Raw genomic sequence first — 19272 nt, forward strand, 5'->3', positions numbered from 1 at the left:
ATCCAATCAGCCTCTAAGCCCCTCAGGTCCCCCTCAAGCCTGTCACCGGTCAACTAACTATGCTCCATGCGCATCTGGGGGATAGGTGCGTGGCGGCTCTTGTGATAACATCCGGCGGTTTCCAAGGTAGCCCGATGTGGCTGCCTTTACTGCGCAGATCCATGGCATAACTCGTTGATTTGTCGTAAGTCGGTGCATCGGCACTTAGCCTGCATCGGCGAGCTTCGTTCGTCCCATATGGATGTGACGAGGTTTCACCAGAAAAAGGAATCAGGCTTCTCATGGGCGAACTGGCCAAAGAAATCCTCCCGGTCAATATCGAAGACGAGCTGAAGCAGTCCTACCTCGACTACGCGATGAGCGTAATTGTCGGGCGGGCACTGCCGGATGCGCGCGATGGCTTGAAGCCCGTGCACCGGCGTGTGCTGTTCGCGATGAGCGAGCTGGGCAACGACTTCAACAAGCCGTACAAGAAATCTGCCCGTGTTGTCGGTGACGTGATCGGTAAGTATCACCCGCACGGTGATACCGCGGTGTACGACACCATCGTTCGGATGGCTCAGCCATTCTCGCTGCGCTACCTGCTGGTAGACGGTCAGGGCAACTTCGGTTCGGTGGACGGCGACAACGCCGCGGCCATGCGATACACCGAAGTGCGCATGACCAAGCTGGCGCACGAGCTGCTGGCCGACCTGCACAAGGAAACCGTGGACTGGGTGCCGAACTACGACGGCACCGAAATGATCCCCGCGGTCATGCCGACCCGTATCCCTAACCTGCTGGTCAACGGCTCCAGCGGTATCGCCGTGGGCATGGCGACCAACATTCCGCCGCACAACCTCGGTGAAGTCATCGACGGTTGCCTGGCGCTCATCGACAACCCCGAGTTGACCATCGATGAGCTGATGCAATACATCCCCGGTCCGGACTTCCCGACCGCCGCGATCATCAACGGTCGTGCCGGCATCATCGAAGCCTATCGCACCGGTCGCGGGCGCATTTACATGCGCGCCCGCTCAATGATCGAAGACATCGACAAGGTCGGTGGTCGCCAGCAGATCGTCATCACCGAACTTCCTTACCAGCTGAACAAGGCCCGCCTGATCGAGAAGATCGCCGAGCTGGTCAAAGAGAAGAAGCTGGAAGGCATCACCGAGCTGCGTGACGAGTCCGACAAGGACGGTATGCGCGTCGTGATCGAGCTGCGCCGTGGCGAAGTGCCTGAGGTGATCCTCAACAACCTCTACGCCCAGACCCAGCTGCAAGCGGTGTTCGGCATCAACATCGTTGCGCTGATCGACGGTCGTCCGCGGATCCTCAACCTCAAGGACCTGCTGGAAGCCTTCGTTCGTCACCGTCGCGAAGTAGTGACCCGTCGTACCGTGTTCGAACTGCGTAAAGCCCGCGAGCGTGGTCACATCCTTGAAGGTCAAGCGGTCGCCCTGTCGAACATCGACCCGGTCATCGCCCTGATCAAGGCCTCGCCAACCCCGTCAGAAGCCAAGGAAGCGCTGATCAGCACGCCTTGGGAGTCCTCGGCGGTGGTCGCGATGGTCGAACGTGCCGGTGCCGACTCGTGCCGTCCAGAAAACCTCGACCCGCAATACGGCCTGCGCGAAGGCAAGTACTTCCTGTCGCCGGAGCAGGCGCAAGCCATTCTGGAACTGCGCCTGCACCGCCTGACCGGTCTGGAACATGAAAAGCTGCTGGCCGAGTATCAAGAGATCCTCAACCAGATCGGCGAGCTGATCCGCATCCTCAACAGCGCCACGCGCCTGATGGAAGTGATCCGCGAAGAGCTGGAAGTGATCCGCGCCGAATACGGCGACGTGCGCCGCACCGAAATTCTCGATGCCCGTCTCGACCTGACCCTGGGTGACATGATCCCGGAAGAAGAGCGCGTCGTGACCATCTCCCACAGTGGCTATGCCAAGACCCAGCCTCTGGCTGCGTACCAGGCTCAGCGTCGTGGCGGCAAAGGCAAATCGGCTACCGGCGTCAAGGATGAGGACTACATCGCTCACCTGCTGGTCGCCAACAGCCACACCACGCTGCTGCTGTTCTCCAGCAAGGGCAAGGTGTACTGGCTGAAAACCTACGAAATTCCGGAAGCGTCCCGCGCGGCCCGTGGTCGTCCGCTGGTCAACCTGTTGCCGCTGGACAGTGATGAATACATCACCACCATGCTGCCGGTCGAGGAGTACACCGAAGGTCACTTCATCTTCATGGCGACTGCCAAAGGCACCGTGAAGAAGACCCCGCTGGAATCCTTCAGCCGTCAACGCAGCGTCGGCCTGATCGCGCTGGAGCTCGACGAAGGCGACGTATTGATCAGCGCGGCCATCACCGATGGCGATCGCGAAGTCATGCTGTTCTCCGACGGCGGCAAGGTCACGCGCTTCAAGGAAACCGACGTCCGCGCCATGGGCCGTACCGCTCGCGGTGTCCGCGGCATGCGCCTGCCGGAAGGCCAGAAGCTGATTTCCATGCTGATCCCGGAAGAAGGCAGCGAAATCCTCACTGCTTCGGCCCGCGGTTTCGGCAAGCGTACGGCGATCACCGAGTTCCCAGAGTACAAACGTGGCGGTCAGGGCGTGATCGCCATGGTCAGCAACGACCGTAACGGCCGTCTGGTCGGCGCGGTGCAGGTGCTCGACGGCGAGGAAATCATGCTGATTTCCGACCAGGGGACGTTGGTCCGTACCCGTGTCGACGAAGTTTCCAGCCTGGGCCGTAACACCCAGGGCGTAACCTTGATCAAGCTGGCTAGCGATGAAACGCTGGTAGGCCTGGAACGGGTTCAGGAACCGTCGGAAGTCGAAGGCGAAGAGCTTGAAGGTGAAGAGAGTGCGGTATTCGACGGCGAAGTCGTGATCGACGACGTGGTTGAAGACCAGCAACTCGACGCCGCCGCTGACGAAGAGCCGCAGGAATAAGCGGGCAAACAGGGGGCGGATGAAAATTCGCCCCCTTGTTGTTTGCCCCTTAAGAAAATTTCGAAACCCACGACGATCCCTTGTGGGAGCGGGCTTGCTCGCGAAGGCTGACTGACATTCACTATAGATGTCGCCTGTCACCCCGCTTTCGCGAGCAAGCCCGCTCCCACATGAGGTCTGAGTCGACTGATTATTTATTGCGTGATACCACCAAATCAGAGCGAGATTGGATGTGAGCAAGAGAGCCTATAACTTCTGTGCCGGTCCTGCGGCACTTCCCGAAGCTGTCCTGCAACGTGCCCAGGGTGAACTCCTGGATTGGCACGGCAAGGGCCTCTCGGTCATGGAAATGAGCCATCGCAGCGATGAGTTCGTGTCCATTGCGACCAAGGCCGAGCAGGATCTGCGTGATCTGCTGAATATCCCCTCGAACTACAAGGTGCTGTTCCTGCAAGGTGGCGCCAGCCAGCAATTTGCTCAGATCCCTCTGAACCTGTTGCCGGAAAGCGGCACCGCGGACTATATCGACACCGGTATCTGGTCGCAGAAAGCCATCGAAGAAGCGTCGCGCTACGGCCACGTCAATGTTGCCGCCACCGCCAAGCCTTACGACTATTTCGCGATTCCCGGTCAGAACGAATGGAAGCTGTCGAAAGACGCGGCCTACGTTCACTATGCACCGAACGAAACCATCGGCGGCCTGGAATTCCAGTGGATTCCGGAGACCGGTGACGTTCCGCTGGTCGCCGACATGTCCTCGGACATCCTCTCGCGTCCCGTCGATATTTCGCGCTTTGGCATGATCTACGCCGGCGCCCAGAAAAACATCGGCCCGAGCGGCATCGTCGTCAACATCGTGCGTGAAGACTTGCTCGGCAAGGCCCGCTCACTGTGCCCGACCATGCTCAACTACAAGGTCGCGGCCGATAACGGCTCGATGTACAACACCCCGCCCACCCTGGCCTGGTACTTGTCCGGCCTGGTGTTCGAATGGCTGAAAGAGCAGGGCGGCGTCGAAGCCATCGGCAAGCTCAACGAAGTGAAACAGCGCACGCTGTACGACTTCATTGATGCCAGCGGCTTGTACAGCAACCCGATCAACAAGTCCGACCGCTCGTGGATGAACGTCCCATTCCGCCTGGCGGATGATCGTCTGGACAAGCCGTTCCTGGCCGGTGCCGACGAACGCGGCCTGCTGAACCTCAAGGGGCACCGGTCCGTGGGTGGCATGCGCGCCTCCATCTATAACGCCGTCGACATCGTTGCGGTCAACGCACTGGTTTCGTACATGGCAGAGTTCGAGAAGGAACACGGCTAATGTCTGAGCAAGAACTCAAGGCACTGCGGGTTCGCATTGACGCCCTCGACACCAAGGTCCTGGAGCTGATCAGCGAGCGCGCACGCTGCGCCCAGGAAGTTGCGCGAGTAAAGATGGCCTCGCTGGCCGAAGGCGAAGTGCCGGTGTTCTATCGTCCTGAGCGCGAAGCTCAGGTGCTCAAGCGCGTGATGGAGCGCAACCAGGGACCGCTGGGCAACGAAGAAATGGCGCGGCTGTTCCGCGAAATCATGTCCTCGTGCCTGGCCCTCGAGCAACCGCTGAAAGTGGCTTACCTCGGTCCTGAAGGTACTTTTACCCAAGCGGCGGCGATGAAGCACTTTGGCCACGCCGTGATCAGCAAGCCGATGGCGGCGATCGACGAAGTGTTCCGCGAAGTGGCGGCCGGTGCGGTGAATTTTGGCGTGGTCCCGGTGGAAAACTCCACCGAGGGCGCGGTCAATCACACCCTCGACAGCTTTCTTGAACACGACATGGTCATCTGTGGCGAAGTCGAGTTGCGGATTCACCACCACCTGTTGGTCGGTGAAAATACCAAGACTGACAGCATCAGCCGCATCTACTCCCATGCGCAGTCGCTGGCCCAGTGCCGCAAGTGGCTGGACGCACACTACCCGAATGTCGAGCGCGTGGCGGTGTCGAGCAACGCCGAAGCGGCCAAGCGGGTCAAGGGCGAGTGGAATTCGGCAGCGATTGCCGGCGACATGGCCGCAGGCTTGTACGGGCTGACCCGTCTGGCCGAGAAAATCGAGGATCGCCCGGACAACTCCACGCGATTCCTGATGATCGGCAGCCAGGAAGTCCCGCCGACTGGCGACGACAAGACCTCGATCATCGTGTCCATGAGCAACAAACCGGGTGCGCTGCATGAGTTGCTGGTGCCGTTCCATGACAATGGCATCGACCTGACGCGCATCGAGACGCGTCCTTCGCGCAGTGGTAAATGGACTTACGTGTTCTTTATCGACTTCGTCGGCCACCACCGCGACCCGCTGGTCAAAGGTGTGCTGGAAAAAATCAGTCAGGAAGCAGTGGCACTTAAAGTGTTGGGTTCCTACCCGAAAGCAGTCCTCTAAGGGGTAGCAAATGAGTGGCAACTTCCTCGCTCTGGCACAGCCGGGCGTGCAACAACTTTCGCCTTACGTTCCAGGCAAGCCTGTGGACGAACTGGCGCGGGAGCTGGACATCGATCCGGCGAGCATCGTCAAACTGGCGAGCAACGAAAACCCTTTGGGCGCCAGTCCAAAGGCGTTGGCCGCGATTCGTGAAGAATTGGCCGAGCTGACCCGATATCCGGACGGCAACGGTTTTGCGCTCAAGACCTTGCTGGCCGACCAATGCCGCGTCGAGCTGAATCAGGTGACCCTGGGCAACGGCTCCAACGACATCCTGGAGCTGGTCGCGCGCGCCTATCTGGCGCCGGGCCTGAACGCGGTGTTCAGCGAGCACGCGTTTGCGGTCTACCCGATCGTCACCCAGGCCGTTGGTGCTACCGCCAAGGTGATTCCGGCCAAAGACTGGGGGCATGACCTGTCAGCCATGCTGGCGGCGATCGACGCCGACACCCGCGTGGTCTTCATCGCCAATCCGAACAACCCGACCGGGACCTGGTTCGGTGCCGAAGCGCTGGACGAATTCCTGCAGGACGTGCCGGAGCACGTGCTGGTGGTGCTGGACGAGGCCTACATCGAATACGCCGAAGGCAGCGATTTGCCGGACGGTCTCGATTACCTGGCGGCGTATCCCAACCTGCTGGTGTCGCGCACATTCTCCAAGGCCTATGGCCTGGCGGCGTTGCGAGTCGGTTACGGCCTGTCCACTGCGGTGGTGGCCGATGTGCTGAACCGCGTGCGTCAGCCGTTCAACGTCAACAGCCTGGCCCTGGCGGCTGCGTGCGCTGCCTTGCAGGACGCCGAGTACCTGGCTGAAAGCCGTCGCCTCAACGAAGCCGGCATGCAGCAGCTCGAAGCGGGTTTCCGCGAGCTGGGACTGAGCTGGATTCCGTCCAAGGGCAACTTCATCTGCGTCGATCTGGGCCGTGTCGCGGCGCCGGTCTTCCAGGGATTGCTGCGCGAAGGCGTGATCGTGCGTCCGGTGGCCAACTACGGCATGCCGGACCACTTGCGCATCACCATCGGTCTGCCGACGGAAAACAGCCGCTTCCTCGAGGCGCTGACCAAGGTTCTGGCTCGTGGTTGATGTCACTCCGTTGCAATCTGCTGAACCTATGATCGGTCGCCTGGTGGTGGTCGGTCTGGGGTTGATCGGCGGTTCGTTCGCCAAGGGTTTGCGTGAGCGTGGCCTGTGCCGCGAAGTAGTCGGTGTCGATCTCGACCCGCAATCGCGCAAGCTTGCGGTGGAGCTGGGCGTGGTCGATCGTTGCGAAGAAGACCTGGTGGCTGCTTGCGAGGGCGCCGACGTGATTCAGCTGGCCGTGCCGATCCTGGCCATGGAAAAGATGCTGGCGCGGTTGGCTGCGATGAATTTGGGCTCGGCGATTTTGACCGACGTCGGCAGCGCCAAGGGCAATGTGGTGCGTGCGGCGACCGACGCGTTTGGCGGCATGCCGCCGCGTTTCGTCCCGGGCCATCCGATTGCCGGTTCCGAGCAGAGCGGGGTGGAAGCCTCGAATGCCGAGCTGTTCCGTCGCCATAAAGTGATTCTGACGCCGCTGGATCAGACCGATCCGGCCGCGCTGGCCGTGGTCGACCGTCTGTGGCGCGAACTGGGCGCCGATGTCGAGCACATGCAGGTCGAGCGTCACGACGAAGTGCTGGCGGCGACCAGCCATTTGCCGCACTTGCTGGCGTTCGGTTTGGTCGATTCACTGGCCAAGCGCAATGAAAACCTTGAGATCTTCCGTTACGCTGCCGGCGGTTTTCGCGATTTCACAAGAATTGCGGGAAGCGACCCGGTCATGTGGCACGACATCTTCCTCGCCAACCGCGAAGCTGTCCTGCGCACACTCGACACATTTCGCAGCGACCTCGACGCCTTGCGCGACGCGGTCGATGCAGGGGATGGGCACCAATTGTTGGGCGTATTCACTCGCGCCCGGGTTGCCCGCGAACATTTCAGTAAAATCCTGGCCCGCCGGGCTTATGTGGACGCTATGAACTCCAACGACCTGATTTTCCTGGGACAACCGGGTGGCCGCCTGACTGGGCGGATTCGTGTACCGGGCGACAAATCGATTTCCCACCGTTCGATCATGCTTGGCTCCCTGGCTGAAGGCGTCACCGAGGTCGAAGGCTTCCTCGAAGGCGAAGACGCCCTGGCGACCTTGCAGGCCTTCCGTGACATGGGTGTCGTGATCGAAGGTCCGCACCACGGGCGTGTGACCATCCATGGCGTCGGCCTGCATGGCCTGAAGCCTGCGCCGGGCCCGATCTATCTGGGCAACTCCGGCACGTCGATGCGCCTGCTGTCCGGCCTGTTGGCCGCGCAGGACTTCGACAGCACCCTGACCGGTGATGCCTCGCTGTCCAAACGCCCGATGAACCGCGTGGCCAACCCGCTGCGGGAAATGGGCGCCGTGATCGAGACCGCTGCAGAAGGTCGTCCGCCGATGACCATTCGTGGCGGCAACACGCTCAAAGGCCTGACGTACACCATGCCGATGGCCAGCGCCCAGGTTAAATCGTGCCTGCTGCTGGCCGGTCTGTATGCCGAAGGCAAGACCACCGTCACCGAACCGGCACCGACTCGCGACCACACCGAGCGCATGCTGCGCGGCTTCGGCTACCCGGTCAGCGTCAATGGCGCCACGGCGTCGGTCGAGTCCGGCCACAAGCTGACCGCGACCCACATTGAAGTGCCGGGCGATATTTCGTCGTCCGCGTTCTTCCTGGTGGCCGCGTCGATCGCCGAAGGGTCCGAGCTGGTGCTGGAACACGTCGGCATCAACCCGACCCGTACCGGCGTGATCGACATCCTGCGTTTGATGGGCGCTGACATCACCCTGGAAAACCAGCGTGAAGTGGGTGGCGAACCGGTTGCCGACCTGCGCGTACGGGCAGCTAAACTCAAGGGTATCGAGATTCCCGAAGCGCTGGTGCCGCTGGCCATCGACGAATTCCCGGTGCTGTTCGTGGCGGCGGCATGTGCCGAAGGGCGCACCATCCTGCGCGGCGCTGAAGAGCTGCGAGTCAAGGAGTCGGACCGGATTCAAGTCATGGCCGACGGCTTGCTGGCGCTGGGCGTCAAATGCGAACCGACCCCGGACGGCATCATTATCGACGGCGGCCTGATCGGCGGCGGCGAAGTGCACGGCCACGGCGATCACCGGATTGCCATGGCATTCAGCGTTGCGTCGCTGCGCGCCACTGCACCGATCCGCATCCATGATTGCGCCAACGTCGCGACCTCGTTCCCGAACTTCCTGGCGCTGTGCGCTCAGGTCGGTATCCGTGTTGCACAAGAGGCTCAGTCGTGAATATCAAGCCACCGGTCATCACCATCGACGGCCCGAGCGGTTCGGGCAAGGGCACCATCGCCGGTATTCTGGCCAAGCGCCTGGGCTGGTGCCTGCTGGATTCCGGTGCGCTTTACCGTCTGCTCGCATTTGCTGCGCGCAATCACGGGGTGGACTTGACCAATGAGGAGTCGCTGAAGCTGCTGGCGGCTCATCTGGACGTGCAGTTCGTCGGGGCGACCGAAGGTCATCCGCAGCGCATCATCCTTGAAGGTGACGATGTCACTGATGATCTGCGCAATGAACAAGTGGGTGCATGGGCTTCGCAAGTGGCGGCGTTGCCTGCCGTGCGCGACGCTCTGCTGCAGCGCCAGCGCGCCTTTCAGGAGGCACCGGGCCTGGTGGCCGATGGTCGCGACATGGGCACCGTGGTTTTCCCGGATGCACCGCTGAAGATATTCCTCACTGCCAGTGCCGAGGAGCGTGCGCGCCGTCGATACTTGCAGTTGAAGGGCAAAGTCGATGGTGTTAGTCTGTCGAGTCTGCTAGATGAGATACGTGTCCGCGACGAGCGTGACACCCAGCGAGCGGTAGCCCCGCTCAAGCCGGCGGCTGACGCCATTCAGCTGGATTCCACGGAATTATCCATCGATCAGGTGCTGGAACGCATCATGAGCGAGATCGCACTCCGCGATATCGCCGGATGACCAAGAAGTGACCCAGGGGACCAGTCATAGTCCTGCGTTGTTTCTTTAAATGAACGTAACCCACGTCGTCTGGGATGTGGAGATGGGCGTATTCTTCGCCCTTATCATCAGGAATTAAAATGAGCGAAAGCTTTGCGGAACTCTTTGAAGAAAGCCTAAAAACCCTGAACCTTCAGGCTGGCTCCATCATCACCGGTGTTATCGTCGATATCGATTACCAGGCTCGCTGGGTAACCGTTCACGCTGGTCTGAAGTCTGAAGCACTCATCCCGCTTGAGCAGTTCTACAACGATGCTGGCGAACTGAACATCAACGTCGGTGACGAAGTTCACGTTGCTCTGGATTCGGTTGAAGACGGCTTTGGTGAAACCAAGCTGTCCCGTGAAAAAGCCAAGCGCGCTGAATGCTGGATTGTTCTGGAAGCTGCCTTCGCAGCCGAGGAAGTGGTCAAGGGCGTTATCAACGGTAAGGTTAAAGGCGGCTTCACTGTCGACGTTAACGGCATCCGTGCGTTCCTGCCAGGTTCCCTGGTTGACGTCCGTCCTGTGCGCGATACCACGCACCTGGAAGGCAAAGAGCTGGAATTCAAGGTCATCAAACTCGACCAGAAACGCAACAACGTTGTCGTTTCCCGTCGTAGCGTCCTCGAAGCCGAGAACTCCGCTGAGCGTGAAGCTCTGCTGGAATCCTTGCAGGAAGGCCAACAAGTCAAAGGTATCGTCAAGAACCTCACCGATTACGGCGCATTCGTCGATCTGGGTGGCGTCGATGGCCTGCTGCACATTACCGACATGGCTTGGAAACGTATCAAGCATCCTTCCGAAATCGTCAACGTTGGCGACGAGATCGATGTCAAGGTTCTGAAGTACGATCGCGAACGCAATCGTGTTTCCCTGGGCCTGAAGCAACTGGGCGAAGATCCATGGGTTGCTATCAAAGCCCGTTACCCAGAAGGCACTCGCGTTACCGCTCGTGTAACCAACCTGACCGACTACGGCTGCTTCGCTGAGCTGGAAGAAGGCGTTGAAGGCCTGGTACACGTTTCCGAAATGGACTGGACCAACAAGAACATCCACCCTTCGAAAGTCGTACAAGTCGGCGACGAAGTGGAAGTTATGGTTCTGGACATCGACGAAGAGCGTCGTCGTATCTCCCTGGGCATCAAGCAGTGCAAATCTAACCCATGGGAAGATTTCTCTGGCCAGTTCAACAAGGGCGATAAAATCTCCGGCACCATCAAGTCGATCACCGATTTCGGTATCTTCATTGGTCTGGACGGCGGCATCGACGGCCTGGTTCACCTGTCCGACATCTCCTGGAACGAAGTGGGCGAAGAAGCCGTTCGTCGCTTCAAGAAGGGCGACGAGCTGGACACCGTTATCCTGTCGGTTGACCCAGAGCGCGAGCGCATCTCCCTGGGTATCAAGCAACTGGAAAGCGACCCGTTCTCCGAGTACGTCTCGGTTAACGACAAAGGCGCCATCGTTAAAGGCACTGTGAAAGAAGTTGACGCCAAAGGCGCCATCATCGTTCTGGCCGACGATATCGAAGCAACTCTGAAAGCCTCCGAAATCAGCCGTGACCGCGTTGAAGACGCGCGCAACGTCCTGAAAGAAGGCGAAGAAGTAGAAGCTAAGATCATCAGCGTTGACCGCAAGAGCCGTGTAATCCAGCTCTCCATCAAGTCGAAAGATGTTGAAGAAGAGAAAGAAGCCATCCAGAGCCTGCGCGACAAGCCAGCTTCGGATGCTCCTGCTGGTCCTACCACTCTGGGCGACCTGTTGCGTGCACAAATGGAAAAACAGAACTAAGTTCTGTCAGACCATAGAAAAAGGGCGACTTCGGTCGCCCTTTTTTGTGCCTGCGATTTGGTGCTCAGGGCGCTCAACCCTGGGTTAAGCAAGAATGTGAAACCAACCACCTCGAAAAACTGTCTCTTTCTTTAATGGGATCAATCGCTTACTTGCAGCTAGTCTTTAGCCAAGCGAAAGAAAGCCGGGCAGGGCGCCCCGGCATAAGGAAATGAATGAACAGATTCATCGTCGTAGCAGCATTACTGACCTTGACGGGTTGCACCACCAGCGCCAAGACTCATGCCGTGCGTGGCGTCAGCGGGATCGAGGTGGATTGTTCAGGATTGGGAGCAGGCTGGGAGAAATGTTACAAGCGCGCAGCCAAGGAGTGTAAAGGCTCTGGCTTTAGGGTGATCACACGGTCAGACGATGCTAAAGATGAAGATGAATATCCATTTGGCTTCAATCCGGCGGGTTATCTGACGCGCACGATGCTGGTTATGTGCAGCTAACTGCGCGAGGTGTGAACGCAGTAATGCGACCATGCTGGGGTCAGTGTCTTACGGGCAAAGATATGTCAGACCTCGGGCTGTTCAAAATACTCCGGGCATGCTAAAACCTTTGAAGCGATTTTCCTAGCTGCTTGAAAAAGAAGGGAAAAATATGACGAAGTCGGAGTTGATCGAACGAATTGTCACCCATCAAGGGCTGCTCTCATCCAAGGATGTGGAGCTGGCTATCAAGACGATGCTCGAACAAATGTCCCAATGCTTGGCCACTGGAGATCGAATCGAGATCCGTGGGTTTGGCAGCTTCTCTCTACACTATCGTGCGCCGCGGGTAGGGCGTAACCCGAAAACTGGTCAGTCGGTAAGTCTTGATGGGAAGTTTGTTCCTCATTTTAAGCCGGGGAAGGAGTTGCGGGATCGGGTGAATGAGGAAGAAGACAGCGAAGATTGATGAGATGGAGGTGTGCTGGTGAAAAGGCTGAAATATGTGATGCTGTTGCTTCTAATATTATTGGTTTTACTTCTTGTAGTTGCGTTTATGCTCGAGAATCAGCAAGTTGCCATCGTTAGCCTTTTCGGAGTAGCTAGTTTCGCGCTTCCCATATCCGCTTGGCTAATCGCAGCCTTGTTGCTTGGAATGATTGTTGGACCATTATTCGTTTTAGTTTTTGGGCGTAGGTGGAAAATAGAGTCAAAGAAAGTACTCAATTGATTTTTTTACTATAGCCTGTTAAACAAACAAAAGGATTTATTGAAGCATATGCGAGAAATTAAGTCAGATAAGAGAGTGTCGGGTGAAGTAGATCTCTTTGATTTTCTGAGAGGTATCTGGGTGCAAAGATGGCTGGTACTTATAGTATCGGCAACGATTACATTGATGTCTGGAGCATATGCCTTCCTGAGTGCACCTATTTATGAAGTACGAGCTAACGTTCTTCCCCCAGAAAAGAATGATGTTGACAGTTTTAATTTTAACCGATTGATTGGGGTGGGTTCAAAGTTTGATTTGGCCAAAACTGTCGATGGTGCACTGTCCCTAGACACTTATTCCGTAAAAGGCGTATTCGGTGCGTTTATTCGTAACCTGCAATCGGAATCGTTGAGGCACAAGTTTTTTATTGAAGTGTATCTACCTTCACTGAGTGAGGCTGAACGCAAAAAACCGGAAGGGCTTTTGTATCGTCAGTTTTCAGAGAGTCTGAGTATCGTTCCGCCTAAGGAGATTGTCGATAAATTGACGATCGTTACTCAGACCGGGCATCCTGCGGAGACGGCTGATTGGTTGTATCGATTTGTCGAACAGGTTGGTACGGCGACCAAAGAGAATCTGCTAAAGAGTTTTTCCGCTGAAATCAATATGCGCATTCAAAACATTGATTCAGAAATAGCCATGTTACGTAAAAATGCTGCTGTTGAACGGCAAAATTCAGTGGTGCGATTGCGTGATGCTTTGAAGGTCGCTCGCGCTATAGGTTTGGATAATCAGGTGATTATTTCAGGTAGTGTCTCGAAAGATCTTTCCGGTACTATTGATCCGAGCTTAATTTATTTGCGTGGTGCCAAAGCTCTGGAAGCAGAAGTTGAGAATTTGGAGGCGCGAGAGTCAGATGATTCCTATATCAGAGATCTGCCAAAACTTCAAGGGCTGAGTGAGTTTTACAAATCAATCTTGTTAAAACCTCAAGACATCGCGGTATATCGACTTGACGGGGACATCGTACTTCCGGACTCGCCAATCAAGCCGAGAAAGACGTTAATTATTTTGATGGGTTTGGCGATGGGGCTAATGTTCGGCATCATTCTCGGCGTAATTCGTCATTTTTGGACTGGAAGAATCACCGGGGATCTCACGAGTGCTACAGAAGGGCAGAAATAAGGAAAGCTGAGCGAGTCTAATTACGTTTCTGTGAAACAGATATTCTAAGAAAGGAAGATCATGAGGCGCTTTATGTACTGTTCTTTCAGATAAATTGAGCGCTTAGTGATCGGTCCATAGATCATTGGTATTTTCTCTGCGCGTATTTGCAGTGATTTGCAATGAATCATCGAGATTCCAAATCAGGCTAAGATTCGAGGCTCTTTGAAAATACGTCAGCCAAATAAAATTTAACGAGCAGCAAGGCGTGGTTAATAGTGATTTTAGAGAGCCCGACACATCGATGATCCATGTTGGTCACATGTATTGGTCCGAGTGATGATGAATTTTCTGTTAGGCTGATAATTAACAATTTGGAAGCCAATTCTTTATATCGCAAGCTCGAGAGGATTGGCCGGTGCTCCCGTCCTGTCTTACAGGATCGGCGTGGCATACGATTCGGATGAAGCCAATGCCATTTTGAACGCCAGGGTCTCAGACGGTGTGACGTAGTGTGCTAATGTGTAGGTCTTACATCGGCACCATCGAGACTGATGACCTTTTGTCGAAGATTTTTCGGTTGCTTTCGTTAGGCAGTGGGTGTTGGCATGAGTCATGGGTGCGACCATTAGTGGCAAGTACATGCATGTGAAAAGATCCGATAACGACCTGCATCTACCCGCTCACGAAAAAAGTGCGTGGTACCTCGTGCAGTGTAAAGCTCGACAGGATGAGCGTGCTGAGGAAAATCTCATTCGCCAAGGGTACGAATGTGCCCGTCCTGTATGTCGTCGTGAGCGCATCGTGCGCGGAAAGCGAACCACTTCGCTAGAATCGCTGTTCCCTGGTTACCTCTTCATCTATCTTCCCAACAGCACTAATTGGGCTCCTTTGCGCTCAACGCGAGGTGTTAACTGCGTGGTTAGTTTTGGAGGAAAACCGTTGGCTGTTAATCAAGAAATCGTCACCCGGTTACAGAATCGGATAGAAAATATAAAACCCGCATTCGTCGCGGGCACACGTGTTCGAATTCTGGAGGGGGGACTGGGTGCGCTGGACGCTATTTTTTTGTCAGCGGATGGCGAGGAGCGCGTAATATTGTTGATTAATCTGCTCCATCGTCAGCAAACGGTGAGCATGCCACTCATGAGCGTTTCCGCGTTTTGATGTAGAGGGGGATGCGGACATTGCAAGCTCTACGTTTTCAGGAAATCAACGTAAAATCCTGTGGCGGTAGCGTGTCTTGCGATGAGTGGTTTTTTTGACCCTGATGAGCGCTCCTAGCGTTGGCGGCGATAAGTCTTTATTTAAAATTGAAGGTAAAAGCAAGTGAAAAAAGTATTAGTGACAGGCGCCGATGGATTTATTGGTTCTCACCTGACTGAACTGTTGGTTCGAGAAGGGTATGAAGTCAAGGCGCTATCCCAATACAATTCTTTTAACTACTGGGGCTGGTTGGAAGATGTTAGATGTTTGAAGGATATCGAAGTGCTTAGCGGGGATGTACGAGATCCTCATTACTGCAAGCATATTACAAAAGATGTTGATCTGGTTTTCCATCTTGCAGCTCTTATTGCTATTCCATATTCGTACGTCGCGCCAGACAGTTATGTAGATACCAATGTCAAAGGAACACTAAATATTTGCCAAGCTGCGCTGGAGAATGGCGTTCAGCGTGTTATCCACACCTCTACCAGTGAGGTGTATGGTACGGCTCAGTATGTACCGATAGATGAAAAACATCCGTTACAGGCTCAATCACCTTACAGTGCGTCGAAAATCGGCGCCGATGCAATGGCGATGAGTTTCTTCAATTCATTCGATTTGCCACTAACGATCGCCCGCCCGTTCAACACCTATGGTCCACGGCAGTCAGCGAGGGCTGTCATTCCGACAATCATCACTCAAATTGCGAGCGGCAAGAAGCAGATAAAATTGGGCGACGTAAGTCCAACACGGGACTTTAACTACGTTGCCGATACGTGCCGGGGGTTTCTTGAGCTCGCGCGATGCGATAAAGCCGTCGGAGAGACAGTCAATATCGGATCCAACTTTGAAATTTCAGTTGGAGATACACTCCATCTGATTCGTGAACTGATGGGCAGTGATGTAGAGTTCTTGAGTGATGATCAGCGTATTCGTCCGGAGAAGTCGGAAGTCTTCCGCCTTTGGTGTGACAACACAAAGATCAACAATCTCACCGGATTCAAGCCAGAGTATTCCATTCGCCAGGGATTGCAGGAAACCATCAACTGGTTTTCGCTTCCCGAAAACCTGGCCAAATACAAAGCTGACATCTATAACGTCTGAGGCTCCAGCATGTTCGACTCGCTAATAAGTTTTGTACGTGAACAGTACCGTACAAACGAATTTATTCCACTGCATGCTCCTATTTTTAAAGGGAATGAACGGGACTATGTGGTCGAAACCATAGAGTCGACTTTCGTTTCGAGCGTAGGTGCTTTCGTCGATCGTTTTGAACGTGACATGTCTGCTTACACGGGGAGCCCGAAAGCTATCGCGACGGTAAATGGCACGGCGGCCTTGCATGCATCATTATTGTTGGCCGGTGTTAAAGCGGGTGAGCTGGTCATCACTCAGCCTTTAACATTTGTTGCCACCTGTAACGCTATCGCTTATTGCGGGGCTGAGCCGGTTTTCATCGATGTTGATCGTCATACATTAGGTCTTTCCCCTGTCGCACTGGACGAGTGGCTTCATGAGTACGCGAACCTGGATGCTGACGGATTATGCCGTCTCAAAGACAGTGGAAAGGTCGTACGTGCCTGCTTGCCTATGCACACGTTCGGTCATCCTGTTGAAATAGATCAATTACTCGCGGTTGGTAAGCGTTGGGGGTTGATCATTGTTGAGGATGCTGCCGAGTCGTTGGGTAGTTTATATAAAGGTCAACATACTGGTACGTTCGGGCAGTTGGGTACCCTGAGTTTCAACGGCAACAAAATTATAACTACTGGCGGCGGTGGTATGATTTTGACCGGTGAAGAGCTAGGTGTGAAAGCCAAGCACCTTACTACCACAGCGAAGCTGCCTCATCCCTATGAATATGTGCATGATGAGGTTGGTTATAACTATCGACTTCCAAATCTCAATGCCGCACTGGGATGCGCTCAATTAGAGCAGCTGGAAGGATTCATTACGTTGAAGCGTTCCTTGGCGGCGCGGTATGAAAGTGAGTTGCAAGGCAGCGAACTGCAGTTCTTCCAAGAACCTAAAGATTGCCGATCCAATTACTGGTTGAACGCTGTCGTGTGTGAAAACCGCGACAGGCGCGATGCGTTGCTGAAGGCGACTAACGATCAAGGCGTCATGACTCGACCCATTTGGCAGTTGATGAATCATTTGCCTAAGTATGCGACCTGTTTGCGTGGCGATCTTAGCAATGCGACATGGTTGGAAGCTCGCATCGTCAACCTGCCGAGTAGCGTCACTCCGGAGCTTAGTGCGTGAAACGAAAAATCGCCGTGTTCACGGGTACCAGGGCTGAGTATGGGTTGCTCTATTGGTTGATGAAGGATATTGAGGCGAGTCATCACCTCGAGCTTCAACTCATCGTCAGCGGAACACATCTTTCACCCGAGTTTGGGGACACCTGGAGACAAGTGGACGAGGACGGTTTCTCCATCGACGCAAAAGTTGAAATGCTTTTGTCTTCGGACACCTCTGTCGGAGTGGTCAAGTCCATGGGCTTGGGAACTATTGGTTTTGCGGACGCACTGGACAGATTGAGGCCAGAAGTACTGGTGGTGCTCGGTGATCGTTTTGAAGCACTGGCAATTGTTCAAGCTGCTTTGATTATGCGAATTCCAGTCGCGCACCTGCATGGTGGCGAAATTACCGAGGGCGCTTATGACGACGCCATTCGACACGCTATCAGCAAAATGGCGTACCTGCATTTTGTGGCCGCGGAGCCTTATCGAAATCGCGTCATACAAATGGGAGAAGCGCCTGGGCGTGTCTTCAACGTGGGGGCTATTGGCTTGGATCATTTGCTTCGCAGTCCCCGAATGGATCTTGGAGAGCTTTCTCAAAGCCTCGGATTTGATCTCCACTCGCCATTCATGCTGGTGACCTACCATCCCGTCACAATGCTTGAAGAAGATCCAACCCGGAGTTTTTCCGCGTTACTGGAGGCGCTCGATCAGTTTCCGGAGCACCAGATAATTCTGACGTATCCAAATGCCGATAATGGAGGAAGAGCCATAATCCCGCTATTGGATGCTTATGCACAAGCGCAACCGGAGCGTGTATTGGCTATCCCCACACTCGGGTTCAGACGTTACCTGAGTGCTGTTTCGTTAGCTGCTGTTGTTGTTGGAAACTCGTCAAGCGGCATTATTGAAGTTCCTGCCTTTGGTATTCCGACCGTTAACATCGGAGCCCGTCAACAAGGGCGACTGGCGGCAGATTCGGTGCTGCATTGTGTGGCTGATGTTGGATCGATCGAGTCGGCATTACGCAAGGCGCTGTCTAAAGAGTTTGCGGCGTTTTCCCAACACGCGATAAATCCTTATGGGAAGGGTAACGCCTCTCAGAGCATCGTGAATGTCCTTGAACGATTCGACGGGATATCTCATAAAACATTCCACGATTTGAGCTGATCGATGAAACAGTCCAATAAAGACACTGTATATATCATTGCGGAAGCGGGTGTGAACCATAACGGCGACCGGGCACTGGCTTTTGCGTTGGTGGATGCTGCCGCTGATGCGGGTGCTGATGCGGTAAAATTCCAGACGTTTAACGCTGTGCGCCTGGCTTCGCGGCACGCTCCAAAGGCTTCTTATCAGAAGAAGAGTACGGACGAATCTGAAAGTCAGCTGTCCATGCTTAAAAAGCTGGAGCTGCCGAGAGAGTGGCATGGGGAATTGCAACGCTATGCAAGGGGCAAGGGGATTGAGTTTTTATCCACCGCCTTTGATGCCGACAGTCTTGAGTTCCTGTCCGATCTTGGTATGCCCTTTTTCAAGGTGCCTTCGGGCGAGCTTACGAACGGCCCTCTTTTATGGCAGTTCGCGCACACCGGAAAGAAATTGATTCTGTCGACTGGCATGGCGACGTTGAGTGAGGTGGAGCAAGCGTTGGCAATCGTTGCTCATGCACTGCAACACAGTCAGGAACCTGCCAACATGGACGAAGTCTGGCGTTGCTGGGGGATGATTGAGTGCCGCGAACGTCTAGTGGGACATGTCACGCTCCTGCATTGCACTTCTCAATACCCGACTCCGTGGAGTGAGGTTAATTTGAAGGCAATGGACACTTTGGCTAATGCTTTCAATCTGGATGTCGGCTACTCGGACCACACGGAAGGTTGCCTGATTCCGGTTGCGGCGGTGGCGCGCGGTGCCAGGGTCATTGAAAAACATTTCACACTGGATCGTTCCCTGCCTGGTCCTGATCACAAGGCCTCACTAGAACCTGACGAACTCAAACGGATGGTTTCGGAAATTCGAGCGTTAGAACTGGCGTTAGGTAGCGCGTGCAAAGCACCTCAAGCGAGCGAGTGGGATACGCGCAAGGCTGCTCGGCAACAGGTCGTCGCGGCCAGGGAGATTGCCGCGGGTTCTGAATTGGTGCGCGAAGACTTGACGACGGCACGTAGTGGCCATGGTTTGCCGGCTACCGCGCTGTGGGAGCTGATCGGAACCGTTTCGGTCCGTGCCTATGGCGCGGGCGATGTGATAAGTGATCGATGAGAAAA

General features: G+C 55.3%; 15 protein-coding genes. All 15 read left to right on the forward strand.

Annotated elements, in window-relative coordinates; all coding sequences use genetic code 11:
- Positions 1 to 281 precede the first annotated feature (281 nt).
- Positions 282 to 2936: a DNA gyrase subunit A gene (gene gyrA, locus NTD84_RS20620; RefSeq protein ID WP_262169292.1), complete on the forward strand. Its 2655-nt coding sequence runs from the start codon at positions 282 to 284 to the stop codon at positions 2934 to 2936.
- A gap of 232 nt (positions 2937 to 3168) precedes the next feature.
- Positions 3169 to 4254 carry a 3-phosphoserine/phosphohydroxythreonine transaminase gene (serC, locus tag NTD84_RS20625; protein WP_262169297.1) on the forward strand — a complete coding sequence of 362 codons (1086 nt, stop codon included), beginning with the start codon at positions 3169 to 3171 and terminating at the stop codon, positions 4252 to 4254.
- A complete protein-coding gene (gene pheA, locus NTD84_RS20630) occupies positions 4254 to 5348 on the forward strand; it encodes a prephenate dehydratase (protein WP_029298704.1) in 1095 nt (364 codons plus the stop codon). The genes serC and pheA overlap by 1 nt, the downstream gene beginning before the upstream one ends.
- A 10-nt stretch (positions 5349 to 5358) precedes the next feature.
- Positions 5359 to 6471: a histidinol-phosphate transaminase gene (gene hisC, locus NTD84_RS20635; RefSeq protein WP_262169320.1), complete on the forward strand. Its 1113-nt coding sequence runs from the start codon at positions 5359 to 5361 to the stop codon at positions 6469 to 6471.
- 28 nt (positions 6472 to 6499) lie between these two features.
- Positions 6500 to 8707, forward strand: a complete 2208-nt coding sequence (locus tag NTD84_RS20640; RefSeq protein ID WP_262169544.1) for a bifunctional prephenate dehydrogenase/3-phosphoshikimate 1-carboxyvinyltransferase — start codon at positions 6500 to 6502, stop codon at positions 8705 to 8707.
- On the forward strand, positions 8704 to 9393 hold the full coding sequence (cmk, locus tag NTD84_RS20645; RefSeq protein ID WP_262169323.1) for a (d)CMP kinase: 690 nt from the start codon (positions 8704 to 8706) through the stop codon (positions 9391 to 9393). The genes NTD84_RS20640 and cmk overlap by 4 nt, the downstream gene beginning before the upstream one ends.
- A 119-nt stretch (positions 9394 to 9512) precedes the next feature.
- Entirely contained in the window at positions 9513 to 11204 is a 1692-nt protein-coding gene (gene rpsA / locus NTD84_RS20650) for a 30S ribosomal protein S1 (protein ID WP_262169547.1), read from the forward strand.
- 215 nt (positions 11205 to 11419) lie between these two features.
- Complete coding sequence (locus tag NTD84_RS20655) at positions 11420 to 11698, forward strand: hypothetical protein (protein ID WP_262169325.1); 279 nt, start codon at positions 11420 to 11422, stop codon at positions 11696 to 11698.
- A gap of 151 nt (positions 11699 to 11849) precedes the next feature.
- Positions 11850 to 12146, forward strand: coding sequence for an integration host factor subunit beta (gene ihfB / locus NTD84_RS20660; protein ID WP_262169328.1), 297 nt, complete (start codon positions 11850 to 11852; stop codon positions 12144 to 12146).
- 309 nt (positions 12147 to 12455) lie between these two features.
- On the forward strand, positions 12456 to 13571 hold the full coding sequence (locus NTD84_RS20665) for an LPS O-antigen chain length determinant protein WzzB (RefSeq protein WP_262169332.1): 1116 nt from the start codon (positions 12456 to 12458) through the stop codon (positions 13569 to 13571).
- A gap of 621 nt (positions 13572 to 14192) precedes the next feature.
- A complete protein-coding gene (gene rfaH / locus NTD84_RS20670; RefSeq protein WP_410017372.1) occupies positions 14193 to 14717 on the forward strand; it encodes a transcription/translation regulatory transformer protein RfaH in 525 nt (174 codons plus the stop codon).
- Positions 14718 to 14879: 162 nt separating this feature from the next.
- Positions 14880 to 15860 (forward strand): NAD-dependent 4,6-dehydratase LegB, encoded by a 981-nt coding sequence (locus NTD84_RS20675; RefSeq protein WP_262169334.1) that lies wholly within the window; start codon positions 14880 to 14882, stop codon positions 15858 to 15860.
- Between the two features lie 9 nt (positions 15861 to 15869).
- Positions 15870 to 17021, forward strand: coding sequence for a LegC family aminotransferase (locus tag NTD84_RS20680; protein WP_262169338.1), 1152 nt, complete (start codon positions 15870 to 15872; stop codon positions 17019 to 17021).
- Positions 17018 to 18172 (forward strand): UDP-N-acetylglucosamine 2-epimerase, encoded by a 1155-nt coding sequence (gene neuC, locus NTD84_RS20685; protein ID WP_262169342.1) that lies wholly within the window; start codon positions 17018 to 17020, stop codon positions 18170 to 18172. The genes NTD84_RS20680 and neuC overlap by 4 nt, the downstream gene beginning before the upstream one ends.
- Before the next feature lie 3 nt (positions 18173 to 18175).
- A complete protein-coding gene (gene neuB, locus NTD84_RS20690; RefSeq protein ID WP_262169345.1) occupies positions 18176 to 19267 on the forward strand; it encodes an N-acetylneuraminate synthase in 1092 nt (363 codons plus the stop codon).
- The last annotated feature ends 5 nt before the right edge of the window (positions 19268 to 19272 follow it).

The sequence above is a fragment of the Pseudomonas sp. 14P_8.1_Bac3 genome (assembly GCF_025466085.1).
Taxonomy (GTDB): domain Bacteria; phylum Pseudomonadota; class Gammaproteobacteria; order Pseudomonadales; family Pseudomonadaceae; genus Aquipseudomonas.

Bases quoted from the DNA above. Each gene is read 5' to 3' on its own strand.
- gyrA (WP_262169292.1), top strand. From the start codon at position 282: ATGGGCGAACTGGCCAAAGAAATCCTCCCGGTCAATATCGAAGACGAG.
- NTD84_RS20665 (WP_262169332.1), top strand. From the start codon at position 12,456: ATGCGAGAAATTAAGTCAGATAAGAGAGTGTCGGGTGAAGTAGATCTC.
- NTD84_RS20655 (WP_262169325.1), top strand. From the start codon at position 11,420: ATGAACAGATTCATCGTCGTAGCAGCATTACTGACCTTGACGGGTTGC.
- hisC (WP_262169320.1), top strand. From the start codon at position 5,359: ATGAGTGGCAACTTCCTCGCTCTGGCACAGCCGGGCGTGCAACAACTT.
- pheA (WP_029298704.1), top strand. From the start codon at position 4,254: ATGTCTGAGCAAGAACTCAAGGCACTGCGGGTTCGCATTGACGCCCTC.
- rfaH (WP_410017372.1), top strand. From the start codon at position 14,193: ATGCATGTGAAAAGATCCGATAACGACCTGCATCTACCCGCTCACGAA.
- rpsA (WP_262169547.1), top strand. From the start codon at position 9,513: ATGAGCGAAAGCTTTGCGGAACTCTTTGAAGAAAGCCTAAAAACCCTG.
- NTD84_RS20680 (WP_262169338.1), top strand. From the start codon at position 15,870: ATGTTCGACTCGCTAATAAGTTTTGTACGTGAACAGTACCGTACAAAC.
- NTD84_RS20640 (WP_262169544.1), top strand. From the start codon at position 6,500: ATGATCGGTCGCCTGGTGGTGGTCGGTCTGGGGTTGATCGGCGGTTCG.
- ihfB (WP_262169328.1), top strand. From the start codon at position 11,850: ATGACGAAGTCGGAGTTGATCGAACGAATTGTCACCCATCAAGGGCTG.
- neuB (WP_262169345.1), top strand. From the start codon at position 18,176: ATGAAACAGTCCAATAAAGACACTGTATATATCATTGCGGAAGCGGGT.